General features: G+C 62.3%; 15 protein-coding genes. 7 read left to right on the forward strand and 8 right to left on the reverse strand.

The window, feature by feature from the left end:
- Window positions 1-9 precede the first annotated feature (9 nt).
- The gene (locus ACXJKE_RS08595; protein WP_457280171.1) at window positions 10-1,035 is read right to left on the reverse strand and encodes a zinc-binding alcohol dehydrogenase family protein; all 1,026 of its coding nucleotides are present in this window, start codon (window positions 1,033-1,035) and stop codon (window positions 10-12) included.
- 135 nt (window positions 1,036-1,170) lie between these two features.
- Between ACXJKE_RS08595 and ACXJKE_RS08600 the strand changes: the two genes are divergently transcribed.
- Both ACXJKE_RS08600 and ACXJKE_RS08605 read left to right on the forward strand, forming a co-directional pair.
- Entirely contained in the window at window positions 1,171-2,076 is a 906-nt protein-coding gene (locus ACXJKE_RS08600) for a LysR family transcriptional regulator (protein ID WP_457280172.1), read from the forward strand.
- A gap of 198 nt (window positions 2,077-2,274) precedes the next feature.
- A complete protein-coding gene (locus tag ACXJKE_RS08605) occupies window positions 2,275-2,631 on the forward strand; it encodes an HPF/RaiA family ribosome-associated protein (protein ID WP_457280173.1) in 357 nt (118 codons plus the stop codon).
- Between the two features lie 8 nt (window positions 2,632-2,639).
- Here ACXJKE_RS08605 and ACXJKE_RS08610 read toward each other — a convergent pair whose 3' ends face one another.
- A complete protein-coding gene (locus ACXJKE_RS08610) occupies window positions 2,640-3,125 on the reverse strand; it encodes a GNAT family N-acetyltransferase (protein ID WP_457280174.1) in 486 nt (161 codons plus the stop codon).
- A gap of 262 nt (window positions 3,126-3,387) precedes the next feature.
- Between ACXJKE_RS08610 and ACXJKE_RS08615 the strand changes: the two genes are divergently transcribed.
- Together ACXJKE_RS08615 and ACXJKE_RS08620 are read left to right on the forward strand one after the other, a co-directional pair.
- Complete coding sequence (locus tag ACXJKE_RS08615; protein WP_457280175.1) at window positions 3,388-4,140, forward strand: metallophosphoesterase family protein; 753 nt, start codon at window positions 3,388-3,390, stop codon at window positions 4,138-4,140.
- Window positions 4,137-5,609, forward strand: coding sequence for a protein kinase domain-containing protein (locus tag ACXJKE_RS08620; RefSeq protein ID WP_457280176.1), 1,473 nt, complete (start codon window positions 4,137-4,139; stop codon window positions 5,607-5,609). The genes ACXJKE_RS08615 and ACXJKE_RS08620 overlap by 4 nt, the downstream gene beginning before the upstream one ends.
- A gap of 83 nt (window positions 5,610-5,692) precedes the next feature.
- Here ACXJKE_RS08620 and ACXJKE_RS08625 read toward each other — a convergent pair whose 3' ends face one another.
- On the reverse strand, window positions 5,693-6,250 hold the full coding sequence (locus ACXJKE_RS08625) for a LuxR C-terminal-related transcriptional regulator (protein WP_457280177.1): 558 nt from the start codon (window positions 6,248-6,250) through the stop codon (window positions 5,693-5,695).
- Window positions 6,251-6,347: 97 nt separating this feature from the next.
- Here ACXJKE_RS08625 and ACXJKE_RS08630 point away from each other — a divergent pair, with 97 nt between their 5' ends.
- Together ACXJKE_RS08630 and ACXJKE_RS08635 are read left to right on the forward strand one after the other, a co-directional pair.
- Window positions 6,348-7,055, forward strand: a complete 708-nt coding sequence (locus ACXJKE_RS08630; RefSeq protein WP_457280178.1) for a CoA transferase subunit A — start codon at window positions 6,348-6,350, stop codon at window positions 7,053-7,055.
- A 1-nt stretch (window position 7,056) separates the two neighbouring features.
- A complete protein-coding gene (locus ACXJKE_RS08635; RefSeq protein ID WP_457280179.1) occupies window positions 7,057-7,692 on the forward strand; it encodes a 3-oxoacid CoA-transferase subunit B in 636 nt (211 codons plus the stop codon).
- Between the two features lie 42 nt (window positions 7,693-7,734).
- On the opposite strand, the gene ACXJKE_RS08640 is transcribed toward ACXJKE_RS08635, so the two are convergent.
- The 5 genes from ACXJKE_RS08640 to ACXJKE_RS08660 form a co-directional block, all read right to left on the reverse strand.
- Window positions 7,735-8,613 (reverse strand): DMT family transporter, encoded by an 879-nt coding sequence (locus ACXJKE_RS08640; RefSeq protein ID WP_457280180.1) that lies wholly within the window; start codon window positions 8,611-8,613, stop codon window positions 7,735-7,737.
- 102 nt (window positions 8,614-8,715) lie between these two features.
- Window positions 8,716-8,871 (reverse strand): hypothetical protein, encoded by a 156-nt coding sequence (locus tag ACXJKE_RS08645; RefSeq protein WP_457280181.1) that lies wholly within the window; start codon window positions 8,869-8,871, stop codon window positions 8,716-8,718.
- A gap of 66 nt (window positions 8,872-8,937) precedes the next feature.
- Complete coding sequence (locus ACXJKE_RS08650; RefSeq protein ID WP_457280182.1) at window positions 8,938-9,519, reverse strand: MarR family winged helix-turn-helix transcriptional regulator; 582 nt, start codon at window positions 9,517-9,519, stop codon at window positions 8,938-8,940.
- The gene (locus ACXJKE_RS08655) at window positions 9,516-10,715 is read right to left on the reverse strand and encodes a Gfo/Idh/MocA family protein (RefSeq protein ID WP_457280183.1); all 1,200 of its coding nucleotides are present in this window, start codon (window positions 10,713-10,715) and stop codon (window positions 9,516-9,518) included. Before ACXJKE_RS08655 ends, ACXJKE_RS08650 begins: the two co-directional genes overlap by 4 nt.
- Window positions 10,712-11,707, reverse strand: coding sequence for a PDR/VanB family oxidoreductase (locus ACXJKE_RS08660; protein ID WP_457280184.1), 996 nt, complete (start codon window positions 11,705-11,707; stop codon window positions 10,712-10,714). Before ACXJKE_RS08660 ends, ACXJKE_RS08655 begins: the two co-directional genes overlap by 4 nt.
- Window positions 11,708-11,852: 145 nt before the next feature.
- Between ACXJKE_RS08660 and ACXJKE_RS08665 the strand changes: the two genes are divergently transcribed.
- On the forward strand, window positions 11,853-13,160 hold the full coding sequence (locus ACXJKE_RS08665; RefSeq protein ID WP_457280185.1) for a Rieske 2Fe-2S domain-containing protein: 1,308 nt from the start codon (window positions 11,853-11,855) through the stop codon (window positions 13,158-13,160).
- The last annotated feature ends 60 nt before the right edge of the window (window positions 13,161-13,220 follow it).

Below are 13,220 nucleotides of genomic sequence, written 5' to 3' on the forward strand. Positions count from 1 at the left end.
AAGAAAAACTCAAACCCATCCTTCAAGCACAACCTTCCCCCGCGCCTTCCCAGACTCCACCAACTCATGCGCCCGCCGCAAATTGGCGGCATTGATCGAACCAAACGTTTCCGTCAGCGTCGTGCGGATCAAGCCGGAATCGACAAGTTGGGCGACCTCATTGAGCAGGCGGTGCTGCGCCACCATGTCGGGTGTGCCGAAGAGGGGGCGTGTGAACATCAGTTCCCAGTGGATGGATGCGCTCTTGCGTTTGAACAGCGTGATGTCGAACTTCACCGGGTCGTCAATCAGGCCGAACTTGCCTTGTGGTGCGATGGCTTCGGCGATTTGTGCCAGGTGGCTGTCGGTTTGCGTGAGGCCCACGATGTAGTCCACCGCGGGGATGCCGATACGCTTGAGCTCTTCGGCAATCGGCCGGCTGTGGTCGATGACATGATGGGCGCCGAGTTCCTTCACCCAGGCTTGGGTTTCGGGCCGTGACGCGGTGCCTATCACGGTGAGCGAGGTCAGGCGCGTGGCCAGCTGCGTCATGATCGAGCCCACGCCGCCCGAGGCGCCGATGATGAGCAGTGTTTTGTTGTTGGGTGTTTTGCCCGGCACGATGCCGAGACGGTCGAACAGCATTTCCCAGGCGGTGATGCTGGTCAGCGGCAGGGCGGCCGCTTCGGCAAACCCCAGCGTTTGCGGCATGCGGCCGACGATGCGTTCATCGACCAGGTGGAGTTCGCTGTTGGTCCCGGGCCGGGCGATGGACCCCGCATACCAGACCTTGTCACCGGCCTTGAACAGTGTGACCTCGGGGCCGACGGCGCGCACGATGCCGCTGGCGTCATAGCCCAACACCTTGTAATCCGAGCCAGCGCTGCGCGCCGCGCTGGCGCGTACTTTGGTGTCCACCGGGTTCACTGAAACGGCTTTCACCTCGACCAGCAGGTCGTGGCCGGTGGGCGTCGGGTCGGGCAGGGTGATGTCGGTCAACCCGGTTTGGCCGGTCTGGTTGAGTGCGTGGGCTTGTGTGTAGCCGATGGCTTTCATGGTGATTTCCTTTGCGTGTGATGTTGCGTGGCGTTGTGTTCAGCAGTGCTCAAAACTGATTCTTGAACTGTATTGGATTTGAAAATGAAGATAAACAAGCTTTCAATTGAAGCTATTTACAAATAAAATTTGTAAATGAAAGCCCTGCAAGACCTGGAAATCTTTATTCGCACTGTCGACACCGGCAGCCTGTCGGCCACGGCCCGCAGCCTGGACCTGACGCCGGCGGCCGCCAGCGCGGCACTCAAACGGCTGGAGGCAGAATTGCAGGCGCCGCTTTTTGTACGTTCCACCCGCAGCCTGCGGTTGACGCGCGAAGGTGAGGTTTTCCTCGCACACTGCCGGCCCGCGCTGGCCGCCCTGCGCGATGCGCAGCTGGAACTTGCCAGCGGCCGGCAGCAGGTGCGCGGTGTGCTGCAGCTGGCCGCGCCATCAGATTTTGGCCGCAATGTGCTGCTGCCCTGGCTGGAAGCGTTTCAGCTGTTGCATCCCGGCATTCAATACCGGCTGCACCTGTCGGATCGCGTGACCAATGTCTACAGCGACCTGGTGGATGCGGCTTTTCGGCAAGGCGAGCCGCCCGATTCCAGCATGCTGGCGTTGCCGGTGGATTTGACGAATCGGCGCGTGCTGTGTGCGTCACCTGCCTACCTCGCGTCGCACGGCACGCCTGACACGCCGCAGGCACTGACAAAGCATATTTGCCTGTGCTTCATGCTGGGTGAAGACGTGTATGACCGTTGGAAGTTCTGGAGAAATGGCGAAGAGCTCACGGTGCGTGCCACTGGCGGCAATGTTGCCAACGATGGCGACGCGGTTCGCCGATGGGCCCTGGCCGGCCGCGGCATCACTTACAAGTCGCGGCTGGATGTGGCGGGCGACCTGGCTGCGGGGCGGCTGGTCGCTCTGTGCACAGAATGGCAAACCGAGGCTGTGCCGCTGTACATGGTGTTACCAGGGCGGCGGCAACTGACGCCCGGCCTGCGCCTGCTCAGGGAATTTATCGGCGCACGCTGCCTGGCGCTTTCCGAAGCCCGGTGAAGCACTCGCCACATGAGGAAACCGTAGGTCCGTGTGCGGTGTGGAAAACCACCCTTACTTCAGGGTGGGGATCAGGACTACACGCTCGCGGTCGTGCGGGGCGCACAATGAATTTTCCAGTTGCCTCCCTGGTAGCTGCGAGACAGCCCGGCCGGCAGGCCTCTTCGCTGCAACCGTCCTGAAAGGAAAACAATACCCATGCAAGTCCAAGTCAATTCCAATCACACCATGCACACCGGCGAATCGTTCGAGCGCTGGGCCAGCACCGAACTCAACACCTCACTGAGCCGCTTCAAGGGTGACATCACGCGCATTGAGGTTCATATGAGCGATGAAAACAGCGACAAGATCAGCCCCGACCAGAAACGCTGCGTGATGGAGGCGCGGCTGGCGCATCATGAGCCACTGGCCGTCAACCACCACGCGCCCAGCCAGGACGAAGCCTTTCGCGGCGCAAGCGACAAGCTCAAACGGGTGCTTGACCACACGCTGGGAAAATTGCGCGACCACCACCGCACGCGTGAGACCATCCGGCACGAGCCGGACGCCATCTGAACCGTTGACTAACCCTGGTCGCCCAGGGGGACGGTTTTGGCCATCGCAAAGCGGCGGAGCATGGCCCCGCGCCGTTCAACGCATTGCTCTTCCCTCACCGCGAATCCCTGGCGCTCGAAAAATGGCCGGCTCACCAGGCTGGCCTCGGTAAAAAGCTCCACGATGCCGAGACCGCGCAGCGCAGTTTCGGCATGGCCATAAAGCTTCGAAGCCACACCGCGGCGCGCGGCAGCGGGCGACGTAAACAGGAGGTCAATATGGCCATTTTTTTCGTAGGCAATAAAGCCCAGCAGACCGCCGCCTTCCGCGTCTTGCGCCAGCAAAATTTGTAATGGCCTGAGCCGCGCTTTCCATGGGCCCAGATCGGGTGGGCGGGGCGCCCAGGCCTCGCGCTGCGCGGCGTTGTAGTGGCTTCCCGCCAGGCCATGAACCGCATCGGTGAACAGCTGGGCGACTGCGGCGAGGTCTGAATCCTGGTAAGGGCGGATATGCATGATGGGATCAACAGCGATAAAGCAGGCGATGATAAAGGTGATTTTGGCCTGCAGCCCAGTCAGGGCGGGCGCAAGCAGCTATTAATTCAGTAGCATGCCAATGGCCGCCATCTTGGTCATTGGCGCATGGCAGTTGCGCTGACGCGGATAAAAACAGCCACGGCCTCTTCCTTTTACGGCAAACTGTAATGTCCTGCTCCCGAATGACAGGACATCAGCTGCCTGGGATTGGCTGCTGTGAAATAAAACTGCGCCTCACCTTATGAAAATAGCCCTGCTGTCCGATGTGCATGCCAACCTGCGTGCGCTGGAGGCCTGCCTTGCCCACGCTGCAGAGCAGGGCGCCGGCCGTCTGGCCATACTGGGAGACCTGGTGGGCTATGGCGCGCAGCCGGCCGAGGTGGTGCAACGGATTCGCGACCTGGCTGGGGAGGGCGCCGTCGTGCTCAGGGGCAACCATGACCAGCACACCGTGACACCGCCCGTACAGGCCCGCTCGCTCGACCAGAGCGGCGCAGCCTGGACGCACGAACGGCTGGACAAGGATGCGCTGGACTTCCTGGAGAGACTGCCACTGACGGCCACCATTGGCACCGCGCTGCTGGTACACGCCAGTGCCGACTCGCCGGGGCGCTGGCACTATGTGGACAACGAACGCCGCGCGGAGGCCAGCCTTGATGCTGCATCGCTCGATCCGGACGTGCGCTATGTGTTTTGCGGTCACGTACACCAGCAGACGCTGTATTTCCACGGTGCGGGGCAGGGGCTGATGCGCTTTCAGCCTACCCCGGGCGTGCTCATTCCGGTGCCGGCGCACCGTTACTGGCTCGCCACCGTGGGTTCGGTGGGCCAGCCGCGCGACGGCAATACCAAAGCCATGTATGCACTGTTTGACCCGGAGCTGGCCGAGCTGACTTTCCACCGCGTGGCTTATGACCACCTGGCTGCCGCAGCCGATGTGCGCGCTGCCGGCCTGCCCGCATACTTTGCGCAGCGGCTGGAGGCGGGCCTGTGAGGTTGATGGCACCCGGCACCGTGGTAGATGGATTTGTGGTTGGCGAATGCCTGCATGCCGGCGGCATGGCGCACATCTACCAGGTGGGGTATGCCGACGCAACGCACGCCGTACCTTTTCCGTTGGTGATGAAGGTGCCGCGCATGACGCCCGGCGACGGCGCGGAAAACATTGTGGGTTTTGAGGTCGAGCTGCAGCTGCTTTCCGTGCTGACCGGGCCGCATGTGCCGCGGCTGGTGGCTGCGGGAGACCTCGAAAAACTGCCCTACCTGGTGATGGAATACATCCCCGGCCGCACCCTGCAACAACTGCTGGACGAGGCCGCAGCGCCGCTGCCCGCGGAAGAAATTGCCCGGCTGGGTGTGGCAGTGGCCCAGGCGGTGCACAGCCTGCATCTGCAGGATGCCTGCCACCTGGACCTGAAACCGGCGAACGTGCTGATACGCCCCGGTGGCAATGCCGTGCTGCTCGACTTCGGTTTATCCTGCCATGCGCATTACCCGGACCTGCTGGCCGAAGAGCTGCGCCCCGCCGTTGGTTCCCCCACCTGGATGGCGCCCGAACAGGTGGTGGGCGTGCGTGGCGATCCGCGCAGCGACATCTTTGCCATCGGCGTGATGTTGTACGAACTGGCCACACGGGCGCTGCCTTTTGGCGGCCCGCAGACCCGCGGCGGCCTGCGGCAGCGCCTGTGGATGGACCCGGTGCCGCCGCGCACGCTGCGGCCCGACCTGCCCGAATGGCTGCAGGAAGTGATCCTGCACTGCCTGCAGAACGAAGCTGACCGGCGTTATGCGTCGGCTGCACACCTGGCGCTGGATCTCTCTGACCCAGCGCAGATCGCCGTGACGAGGCTGGGCCAGCGCCTGCAACCCACGGGCTTCTGGATGCATTTCAAGCGGTGGTTGCGCGCAGCGGGCAAAGATTACCAACCCAGCCCGCTGCCTTCCCGGCAAATTGATGCGGCGCCCATCATCCTGGTGGCCGTGCCTTGCCTGGACGTGAGCGACGCCACGCTGTATTCATTGCGGCGCGCCGTGATGCGGGTGCTGGGCACGACACCACGCGCACGGCTGGCCTGCGTGACGGTGATTGATCCTGCGGCAACCCCGGGCCACGACACTCAGACGAGTGAAACCACCGTGCACCGGCGCTACCTGGGCATGCTTCGCCAGTGGGCTCAGCCTTTGCACCTGAGCAGCCAGACGGTGTCTTTCCACGTCATCGAATCGGGCGATGTTGCGCAGGCACTGCTGCACTATGCCCAGGGCAATCATGTCAGCATGATCGTGATGGGCGCTGCGACGCATGGCCTGCAGATGCAGCGCCTGCTGGCGACGGTGCCGATCAAGGTCGCCATGGCGGCGCCCTGTACGGTGATTCTGGTGAAGCAGGAGTTGCCGTTTGACCAGCTGGGGAATGAGGCGGATCCACCGACGCTCGCCGGCATCAACACGCCAATGGTTTAAGCGGAAAGCCACCCCATCCCTTTGTGGACGAGCGCAAGGCGCTATATAAAACGTAGCAAATTAAAAAATTGAAAATGGTCCGTTCACGAGCCGGCCATGAGCCGGTGTACCAGGTCGGCCGTGGTGGACGCCTTGTACTTTCGCATCAGGCGGGCGCGGTAAATTTCGACGGTGCGGTGGCTGATCACCAGCGCGCGGCCGATTTCCTTGGAGGTCATGCCGTCCATCAGGTGCGCGGCCACTTCACGTTCACGCGCGGTGAGCTCGGCCGTGACGGGGCGGCGCGAACTCAGGTCCTCGAAAGTCCAGATGCCGGCTTCGTGCGGTGCGCTGCGGTTGAGTGCCCGCCCCGTGACGTGGCACCAGAAGGTTTCACCTTTGTTGCGGCCGTCCACGCGCTTCATGATGCGGTCGTCGGAATACAGGCCCTTGGCGTTCAGGATGGGAATCATGCGTGCGCCTATGCGCTCGTACTCGTCCGCACTGGGATAAAGAATCATGAATGACTGGCCGGCGAGCTGTTCGCGCGTGGCGCCAAACATCTCGCACAAATGCTGGTTGCAGTCCACAATGGAGCGGTTGCGGGACAGCACCAGTCCCACCGGTGCCAGATCGAATGCGAGTTGGTAATCGACTTCCACAGTACTTACCTTTACGGAAAACTACCTAACTTGATAAGTAGTATCGTAATGGATTGCTGATGGCACCTGCCAGCGTCACGACACAAGGAGATTATTTGTGAAAAAACTTTTCCCTTCCGCCGCAGAAGCCCTCAAGGGCGTCGTCAAGGACGGCCAGCTGATGGCCGTTGGCGGTTTCGGCCTGTGCGGTATCCCCGAGGCGCTGATCGAAGCCCTGCGCGACAGCCAGGTGAAGAACCTCACCGTGATTTCCAACAACGCCGGTGTTGACGGCTTCGGCCTGGGCAAGCTGCTGGAAACGCGGCAGATCAAAAAAATGATTTCGAGCTACGTCGGCGAGAACAAGGAGTTTGAGCGCCAGTACCTGGCGGGCGAGCTGGAGCTGGACTTCACGCCGCAAGGCACGCTGGCAGAAAAGCTGCGCGCAGGCGGTGCCGGCATTCCGGCCTTCTTCACCAAGACCGGCGTGGGCACGCAAGTGGCAGACGGCAAGGAGCTGCGCGAGTTTGACGGCGAGACCTATGTGATGGAACGTTCACTGGTGCCTGATGTGTCGCTGGTCAAGGCGCACACGGCCGACAAGTCCGGCAACCTGCGCTTTAACCTCACGGCCCGCAATTTCAACCCGGCCGCCGCAATGGCCGGCAAGATTTGCATTGTCGAGGTGGAGAAGATCGTTGAGGTCGGCGAGCTGGCGCCGGACGACATCCATCTGCCCGGTATTTATGTGCATCGCATTGTGCTCAATGCGAACCCCGAAAAGCGCATCGAAAAGCGAACCATCACCGAGAAAGCGGGAGTTTGATATGCCCTGGACCCAAGACCAAATGGCGGCACGCGCCGCCCAGGAACTCGAAGACGGTTTCTATGTGAACCTCGGCATCGGCATCCCGACGCTGGTGGCCAACTTCACGGGTGACAAGGAAGTGTGGCTGCAGTCGGAAAACGGCATGCTGGGCATTGGCCCGTTTCCGACCGAAGACCAGGTGGACGCCGACCTGATCAACGCCGGCAAACAGACCGTGACGACGATCAAGGGCTCATCCATCTTTGGCAGCCATGAAAGCTTCGCGATGATTCGCGGCGGCAAGATCAATTTGTCGATTCTGGGCGCCATGCAGGTCAGCGAAAAAGGCGACCTTGCCAACTGGATGATCCCGGGCAAGATGGTCAAGGGCATGGGCGGCGCGATGGACCTGGTGGCCGGCGTCAAGCGCGTGATCGTCCTGATGGAGCACGTTGCCAAAAAGAAAGACGGCACCGAAGACATGAAGATACTGCCGAAATGCACGCTGCCGTTGACGGGCGTGGGCGTGGTGGACCGCATCATCACAGACCTCGCCGTGATGGACGTGGTGCCCGAAGGCCTCAAGCTGGTGGAGCTTGCACCCGGCGTCACCCGCGAGGTCTTGCAGGCCAAGACGGGTGTCCAGCTGATTTGATCTGCAGCCGGGCGGTGGTTTTGCACTGCCGCCCGGCAACTTTCAGCGTGCGGCTAACGGCTGCACAGGGTTGCGGAAGACCTGCACCAGGCCCAGCAGGATCGCCAGCATGCCCGCCAGGCTCCAGGGCGCCAGGCGGTTGCCCAGCACCAGGTAGTCGAGGGCAGCCGTGCCTGCAGGCACCAGATAGAACAGGCTGGTGACGTTGACCAGATTGCTCGCGTGAATCAGGCGGTACAGCAGCAGTGTGGCTACCACCGACATGACAACCCCCATCCACACCAGTGCCACCCAGAAGCCGGTGCCCAGATCAACAGACATCGGCTGAAACGGCGCAAAGAGCAGGCACAGCAACAGGCTGCAGGCCAGCTGCAGCGGCAGCACTTCGCGCGGCGCTTGCCTGACTGACTTTTGCAGGATGGCGCCCACTGTCATGCAAGCCAAAGCGCCAAAAGCAAACAGCATCCCGGTGGTGGTGAAGTGCGCACGCGCAATGCTTTCATACACCACCAGCACCAGTCCGCCCAGGGCCAGGCCAAGGCCTGCCAGCCGCCGCCGCGAAAAGGCCTGGCGCTCCGTCAGTGCCAGCGTCAGGATGGGCTGCACGCCCAGCACGGTGGCCAGTACGCCGGGCGTGAGGCCGTGGTCCAGCGCCAGCAAATGGCAGATGGAATAGCTGCCGATCATCAAAAGCCCCGTCAGCGCGACGCGCAGGCGCGTGCCGGGCGCCGGCAGCCAACGCCGTCTGGCCAACCCGAGTGCCAGCAGAATGCTGAGCGCAAGGGCAAACCGTAAACCCAGAAAGGCGAAAGGGCTGGCGTGCTGCAGCCCGAGTTTGGAGAAAAGCGCGCCGCTGCTCCAGATCAGGACGAAAAGGGAAGTCGGGCCGAAGGTGGCCCAGGCCGTGTTTTTTGAAATCATGAAATTACCTGCCGAAAAGAGGACAAGCTCCAGCGAGCGCACGTGGCGCGGCTGCGCCAGTGGCTGAATCAAACGAGGCTGGAGAGCTGGACCGGCTGGAACTCAGCCGGGAACGCGCGCGGCCGGCGGGTAAGCGCCGGAAGCGACCACGTTGCGCGGAGGTGCGGCAGGTGGGGGAGCGGTAAAGCCGCCTGTCAGGCGCATGTCATCGGCCAGCAGGGCTGGCGCAGTGGCATGGCTTGAAAAAGGCGTGTACATGGGCAGACTATACCCGGCGAAACGGGTGCGGGAGCGATGGCTTCATGAAGGGACGCCGCGCGGGGTTCAGGACGCGGCTTTTTTACCACGCTTGCTGCGCGTGGCCGAGGGTGACTGGGTGGCCTGGGCGGCCGGTTTTGCGGCAGCTTTGCGCTTCGTTGCGGGTGGTGTTTGCAGCAGCTCGTCTTTTGCGAGGTTTTCAATCATCGCCAGCAGCACCGCGCGCGTGGTTTTGATGTCTTCGGGTGCAATGCCTTCGATGCTGACGTTGTTGGTTTCTTCGGCCAAAGGCACCAGCAGCTTCTTGAGCGCCCGGCCTTTGTCGCTCAGGTGCACGTACATATTTTTCTTGTTGGTGGGCAGCTGCTTGCGCACGATGTAGCCCAGCGACTCCATGGCCTTCATCGCAATGAACGTGGTGGGTTCCATCACGCCTGCGCGCGCGCTGAGCTCCTTTTGCGTCAGCCCGTCCGACTCCCAGAGAATGCGCAGGAAGGTCCAGTGACCAAAGGGAACACCATGCTCTGCCAGCCGCACCTGCAGCGCGCGGTGAAAGGCCCGTGAGGCATCACGGATCAGGTGCGCGAGGCGGTCATTGGGAACGGCTTCACGCCAGTGCCGGATGATGTTTTGGGTGTCGTTGGTCATGAACCGGCATTGTGACGCACTTGATACCCCGGCTGGCAATCCCGCCCGGTGCGGGCAGACTCCAGCAGCGCCAGGCACACCGCCGTGGTGGCCCGGGCCCATTCACCGCTGTGAACCGGTGAGTCGCCGTTCACCACTGCGGCAAAGAGCTCGTCGATCACCTCCTGGCGCGGAACCGGCGGGGCTGGAAGGGGTTCGAAGGTTTTTTCGCCGTCAGCGTAGATGGCGATGCCTGCCGGACCGGGGCGAAGATCCGCTTTTTCGCAGCTGACAATGAACTGGCCGAAGTGCTGGTGCTGCAGGCCTTGCGGCAGGGCGGTGCCGGCCATGTACAGGCTGCCGCCGTAGTTGCGCGCCGCTTTCAGCGCGGCTTCTTCAGCGGGGGTGGACGCAACCTGCAGCCGTTTGCGGGCGGCGCCATAGTCATTCGGGTTTTTGGCCTGGCCCATTTCGCCGATGTTGCCCAGCAGCTCATCCGAGTCATAGTGACCATAGCCACTGTAGGTGGCAGAGGCGAACGCACCGCCTTCAAATTCGATCAATGCGCTGTAGGCGCCTTCAGTGGGGCGAGCGGTATCCCAGGCGCCGCTGTGGGCCCGCACGCTGCGCACCAGCCCGCCGCCCAGCAACCGGACGATGTCCATCTGGTGCGTGGCCTGGCTGTGGATCACGCCACCACCGGCTGCCGTGTCGAGTTCCTCCGGCCTGCGCGGCCGGTAGAGGAAGTCGGTGTAGTTCATGGCGTGAATCATCTTCACCGCGCCGCAGCGGCCGCTGTCGATGAGTTCGCGCGTGCGCCGTATCGGCGTGTTGAAGCTGTGACTGTGGCCGACGATGAGGTGAACGCCTGCGCTGCGGGCCGCTTCAATCATGCTGGTGCATTCGTCAACCGTCAGGGCCATCGGCTTTTCCACCAGCACATGTTTACCGAAGGAGGCGGCGAGGCGCACGTGCTCCGCATGGAACTGGTGGGGCGATGCGATGTAGAGCACTTCCACGGCCGGATTGGCGCACAGCGCTTCGATGGATTCGTAGCTGGGCGCGCCGAAATCTTTTTCAAACTGCGCCCGGGCCTGGGCAATCGGGTCGGTCGCGCCCACCAGCGTGACGCGGCTGTCATGCACAAAGGTGGGCAGCATGAGCGTGAACGCCCGTCCCAGGCCCACCACGCCCATCTTCAGTGTGCGGTTTGTCATAAGTCCAGTACCAGTTCAGGCGATTTTGCCCGCGAGACGCAGACCATGATGTGGTCAGCCTTTTCCTCGTCGGTCAGCACCATGTCGCGGTGCTCGGCCTCGCCTGCCAGCAGGCGGGTCTTGCAGGTGCCGCAGGTGCCGCTTTCGCAAGAGCTGGCCACGCGCAGGCCCGTGGCGCGCAAGGCCTCCAGAATGGTTTGTTCTGCACTAACCTCGACGCTCTTCCCGCTCTTTTGAAGCCGCACGGTAAAGGGCGTGTTATCGGCATACACCGTGGCGTCGACGCCGAAGCTTTCAAAATGCACCGAACCCGAAGGCCAGTGGCCCGACATGTCGGCCACGCTGTCCATCAGGCCTTTGGGGCCGCAGCAGTAAATGTGCGCGGCGGTGGGCTTTTCAAACACCGGCCACAGGTCCAGCGCCTGGTCGATGTCGCCGTTGTCGTGGTGAATCTGCACCTGGCCAGCAAACTCGGATTGCAGCTCGTGGATGAACGCCGTGCTGCCCGCATCGCGCGTGCAGTAGTAGAGCTTGAAGCTGGTGTTCGTGCGCTTGAGGTAGCGCATCATCGATAGCACCGGCGTGATGCCGATACCGCCCGCCACGAAGATCGACTCAGCGGCGTGGCTTGCCAGTTCGAAGTTATTGCGCGGCGCGCTGACTGGCAGCAACTGCCCCGCTTGCACGTCGTCCGCCATGCTGATGGATCCGCCACGGCCGCGCTCATCACGCTTGACAGCGATCTGCCAGGAGCCGTTGTCAGCCGGGTCGCTGCACAGGGAATAGTTGCGCCGCACGCCGCTCGGCACTTCAACCGTCAGGTGCGAGCCGGGCGTGAAGGCGGGCAGGGGCGCGCCGTCCGGGTGACGCAACTCGAACAGGTAAATGCCTTGTGCAACCGCTTCCTTCCGGACCACCCGCAGATTAAAAAAATCCGGCTCAATGGCGGCCGCGGCAGGGCTGCCTGCTGCGACGCTAGGGTTAACGCTCATCGTTGTCTCCGCATGGTTATTGACAAATATCAAAAGCCCGATATTCTTAGTGTGCTAAGAATAATCGGCTTGCCCCGGATTTGCAAGCTGCTTTTGATGTCGTTGCCAGGCACCGTGCTTGCAACTGAATGAAGGAATATTTGCGATGTTGACTGCTGAAGAAAATGATCTGTTGTGCCGCGTGGAGGGCCAGGCTCCCATGGGCCAGTTGATGCGCCGCCACTGGACGCCGGTATGCCTGATCGAAGAAGTCAGTGAGCCCGACGGCACGCCCGTCAAGGCACGGGTGCTGGGTGAAGACCTGGTGGTGTTTCGCGACACCAAGGGCCGGGTCGGTGTGATGGACGAATACTGCCCGCACCGTCGTGTGTCGTTGGTGTTTGGCCGCAACGAAGATTGCGGCCTGCGCTGCCTCTATCACGGCTGGAAGATGGACGTGGAGGGCAATGTCCTGGAGATGGTCTCCGAGCCCGCCGCTAGCGGCATGGCGCAAAAGGTCAAGCATCTGGCCTACCCGGTGAAGGAGTGGGGCGGTTTTGTCTGGGCCTACATGGGCCCGAAAGAAACCCAGCCCGAGTTCGAGCCACCGGCCTGGGCACCCACCGCCGACACGAGGGTGACGATTGCCAAGGCACTGATTCCCTGCAACTGGGCACAAATCCTGGAAGGCGCGATCGACTCGGCCCACAGCTCCAGCCTGCATTCTTCAGACATGGTGCCGGCGCGCGTGGAAGGCGCGGAGGCCACGGATACCAACTGGCTGCGGCCCTCTACCGACAAGGCGCCGCGCATGCAGGTGGAGCGCGGTGCTTACGGTTTCCGTTATGCGGCCATACGCCGCCCCATCAAGAACGCGGCAACCAACGACTACATTCGCTCGACGGTGTTTGTGGCGCCCGCCACCGCACTGATCCCGCCCAACAACCTGTACAACGTCGCCAACATCAACGTGCCGATGGACGACACCAACACCGCGTTCTATTTCATTGCCTGGGGCCATCCGTCGCAGACGCCCGACACCGGCACCTGGCGCAAATTCCTTGGCCAGCAGCTGGGCGCCGACCTGGACGACAAATACCAGCCACTGCGCAATCGTGCCAACCACTTCTGGCAGAACCGCGAAGCCATGAAAGCCGGTAACTTCACCGGTATCACCGGTTTCCCCAATCAGGACATCGCCATGTGGGTGACCATGGGCCCGATTGCCGACAGAACGCATGAACGTCTGGGCGCCAGCGACATGGCGGTGGTGGAGTTTCGCAGGCAGATGCTGGAGGCGGTGAGCGCGTTCCAGGCGGGGGAAGCCGCCATCGGCACAGGCGAGCTCCGTATTCCGCCCAGTGTGGTCGCTTTTCAGGCTATTGTTCCGAAAACGACGGACTGGCGTGCCTACCAGGCGTCCTATGTGTGGGATTCCCGCGAGCCAGCGCTGGAACCGTCCTATTCCACCTAGGGCGCCACATAGGGCATTTTTTCTGCCTCTGTGCTTCTTTTCCGCCATGACACTTTAAAA

The organism is Polaromonas sp. P5_D5, assembly GCF_054049435.1.

Bases quoted from the DNA above. Each gene is read 5' to 3' on its own strand.
- ACXJKE_RS08595 (WP_457280171.1), bottom strand. From the start codon at position 1,035: ATGAAAGCCATCGGCTACACACAAGCCCACGCACTCAACCAGACCGGC.
- ACXJKE_RS08600 (WP_457280172.1), top strand. From the start codon at position 1,171: ATGAAAGCCCTGCAAGACCTGGAAATCTTTATTCGCACTGTCGACACC.
- ACXJKE_RS08605 (WP_457280173.1), top strand. From the start codon at position 2,275: ATGCAAGTCCAAGTCAATTCCAATCACACCATGCACACCGGCGAATCG.
- ACXJKE_RS08610 (WP_457280174.1), bottom strand. From the start codon at position 3,125: ATGCATATCCGCCCTTACCAGGATTCAGACCTCGCCGCAGTCGCCCAG.
- ACXJKE_RS08615 (WP_457280175.1), top strand. From the start codon at position 3,388: ATGAAAATAGCCCTGCTGTCCGATGTGCATGCCAACCTGCGTGCGCTG.
- ACXJKE_RS08635 (WP_457280179.1), top strand. From the start codon at position 7,057: ATGCCCTGGACCCAAGACCAAATGGCGGCACGCGCCGCCCAGGAACTC.
- ACXJKE_RS08640 (WP_457280180.1), bottom strand. From the start codon at position 8,613: ATGATTTCAAAAAACACGGCCTGGGCCACCTTCGGCCCGACTTCCCTT.
- ACXJKE_RS08645 (WP_457280181.1), bottom strand. From the start codon at position 8,871: ATGTACACGCCTTTTTCAAGCCATGCCACTGCGCCAGCCCTGCTGGCC.
- ACXJKE_RS08650 (WP_457280182.1), bottom strand. From the start codon at position 9,519: ATGACCAACGACACCCAAAACATCATCCGGCACTGGCGTGAAGCCGTT.
- ACXJKE_RS08655 (WP_457280183.1), bottom strand. From the start codon at position 10,715: ATGACAAACCGCACACTGAAGATGGGCGTGGTGGGCCTGGGACGGGCG.
- ACXJKE_RS08660 (WP_457280184.1), bottom strand. From the start codon at position 11,707: ATGAGCGTTAACCCTAGCGTCGCAGCAGGCAGCCCTGCCGCGGCCGCC.
- ACXJKE_RS08665 (WP_457280185.1), top strand. From the start codon at position 11,853: ATGTTGACTGCTGAAGAAAATGATCTGTTGTGCCGCGTGGAGGGCCAG.